A 2,639-nucleotide genomic window follows, 5' to 3' on the forward strand; every position below is an offset into this window, starting at 1 on the left:
ATATTGTCAAAATAGTCTTTTTGAGAAAAGTGTTCGCAAGAATAGAATCCAAGAAATAGTAAAATAATTAGATAACTTTTTTGATTCACTTTTTAGGTTTAGGTAAATGTTTTACAACGTTTTAGCTATGAACAGTACGGGGGCAAACTAGCGTTTGCTTTCCGCCACGCACAAAGCGAAATCTTTTGGTTTAGTTTTATTTTTTCTTGTCTAAAGCGAAATCCCAAAGATTTCGCGACCTCATAAAAATACGCAAACCTTTCGTTTAACTCGAAGCCCATATTGTTTATAGGTTGTGTTAGCCTTAGTTTTTATTTTGTATGTATTCTATTATGTCTGTGAAGCTTGGGTCGACCATTATTTCTTTTACTCCTTTTTCTTCCATTCTTATTGCAACTTGATTCTCTATTGAATCAAATGGCGTCGGATTTTCAGAAACTTTCTTTTCCTCCTCAAACATCCAAACCGAATAGGACTTAATTTCGCCCTCAGCAGTTTTGGAAATTTCTTTAAGCTCTTCATAATACCTTGTAACCAAAATTCCATTTATTAAATGTATCCATTTCTGAATTTGTTGTATTTCTTTTTGGGTTCGAGGTAACTTTAGTCCTTTCAAAGCTTTCCACCAGGGATGGAAGTTTCTTTTTTTGTCTCTGTTAAAATGAGCGAGCATAAAATTTCTAGCTTTTCTAATACCAGAATACTGATTGATTGCTCTTGTAACGGGAGAGATTATATATAGTGTGTCCTTAAGATATTCATTATCTTTTCCTAATCGATTTAAGACAACAATTTCGTCTAAAATAGAACAGAGTTGAATGTAGCTATATCGAATCATATCTCCATAAATTACGCTACTCCTCGGAATATTGAAGTTTACAATGTCATTATTGGAATGATACATACTTCTGCAAGTCATGTCTATATTTAAGAGACATTCTTGAATTTTTGTTTTATCTGATTTTTCCAATATTTGTAAATTAAGGCTAACGGTCTCGGCTATGAACAGTTGCGTGGGTTAGCACGGACTTTTGCAAGTACACGACAAGCTGAAAATTCCACAGGAATTTTCAGGGTAAGCCCGTAAAAGCAATTGTTTATAGCCATTGTTGTATGCCGTTTTTAATTTTTTTTAGTCATTAATTCGGTTAATCCCATTGGTGAAATCACGTTAATTTCCCCATTATTGTCAATTACGTTAATTTTGGTGAAATCTCCATTATAATACCAATAGAAATCAGTCGAAATTGGTTGAGGATGCTGATTATAGAATTGTTCAACTACAGGTTTAAATCTTTGAATGAACAAAATAAAATCAACAGGTTTTTCTTTTGAAATCTTGCAGATATTCACAATTCCTTTGTTTGGTATTGCAACAACTGAACCCCATTCTCCAATAAATTCAGGTGTGTTGCTCTTTAAGTCAAGTGCGAGACTTGCTCCATAATCTTCATTTTCTATAAAACTGACTTCAATTTTTTGGTCATTAACGTCAATTGATTCGGTCATTTTAGTAAACTCTTGTTTGTTTACATTACTTTGTGCTATTTCAAAAACTTCATCAACAGTTTTATCCCATAGGTCAAACATATCTTTTTGAATGGGCGTGAAAGTTGATGGTAAATCAAGCATTAAAAGTGAGATAGTTCCATCTAAATGTTTTTTTGCTATAAGATTTTCCGTTCCACCATTTTGATTTACAAAGCTCTCTTGATAAATTCTAATACTGAAATAGTCCACTAAAGTCTCAAACTTATTTGGGTCAAGTTGCTTTTGTTTTTCCATTGACTCGTGCATACTATTGAAATGTGAAGTAATTAATTCACTCCAATCTTTTTTATCCAATTCAGCACACTTTAAAATCAAATTATGAAGATTCAAAATCGAGTAATCTTGTCCTTCTTCTAATTCAATAACACCCTCTTTTATTGAAGAAATTTTATAATTTTTGGAAATAACTTTAACAGATTCATCTACCAAATATTTGTAATCCTTTTTTGATATTTCCTTTTCGTAACCATCAGGGAATGAGTAGTCAATTTTTTGCGCAGACAAATTAAATGATGTTAGGATTATTAGTAAGGTCAATATTTTTTTCATTCAGTTCAGATTTTTCTCAAATGGCATACAACGGGCAACTTGTAAGGCTTGTGGATGCGCAGCAGACACGTAAAAGCCGATTGAGCTGTGCATCTATAAGCTTTACAAAATGTTAGCTATCTGTTGCCCTCGAATAAGTAAAGAATAAAATAAATATTAACATACGATTGCTGATGCAGAGCCATAAGTTGCCCGTTAGGTAGAATAGAGTGTAACAGTAGAAATTTTAAATATTTTAATTATGGACCAATTGGATTTTGACTTTAAGATAACTGTAATAGGAATGGAAATTACAGACTTTATAGATATGCTAGAAAATAATGGTTTTAGCTACCAAGCTGACCAAGTACAAACACAGTTTGAGGAACAAATGAAAAATATTTAATGTTTCGTTACACGTCCCTCGATGGGCTATTCTACCTAACGGTTCGTGTATGATTAGTTGCGGACTTTTCCAACGGAAAATGTCCGTCTGACGTTAAAGATAATTGATTGCAAGGATTTCCATTTGGTAAATCCGACCGCAATTAATTATACAC

General features: G+C 32.7%; 3 protein-coding genes. 1 reads left to right on the top strand and 2 read right to left on the bottom strand.

Annotated features, from left to right (window positions below; all coding sequences use genetic code 11):
* Nucleotides 1–304: 304 nt before the first annotated feature.
* Together ACOCEA_RS17855 and ACOCEA_RS17860 are read right to left on the bottom strand one after the other, a co-directional pair.
* Nucleotides 305–970, bottom strand: coding sequence for a hypothetical protein (locus ACOCEA_RS17855; RefSeq protein WP_420757636.1), 666 nt, complete (start codon nt 968–970; stop codon nt 305–307).
* Between the two features lie 152 nt (nt 971–1,122).
* On the bottom strand, nt 1,123–2,100 hold the full coding sequence (locus ACOCEA_RS17860; RefSeq protein WP_420757637.1) for a DUF1444 family protein: 978 nt from the start codon (nt 2,098–2,100) through the stop codon (nt 1,123–1,125).
* Between the two features lie 241 nt (nt 2,101–2,341).
* On the opposite strand from ACOCEA_RS17860, the gene ACOCEA_RS17865 reads away from it, so the two are divergent.
* Nucleotides 2,342–2,485 carry a hypothetical protein gene (locus ACOCEA_RS17865; protein WP_420757638.1) on the top strand — a complete coding sequence of 48 codons (144 nt, stop codon included), beginning with the start codon at nt 2,342–2,344 and terminating at the stop codon, nt 2,483–2,485.
* Nucleotides 2,486–2,639 lie beyond the last annotated feature (154 nt).

Source organism: Maribacter luteocoastalis, assembly GCF_048890225.1.
In the GTDB taxonomy this organism is placed as follows: Bacteria; Bacteroidota; Bacteroidia; order Flavobacteriales; family Flavobacteriaceae; genus Maribacter; species Maribacter luteocoastalis.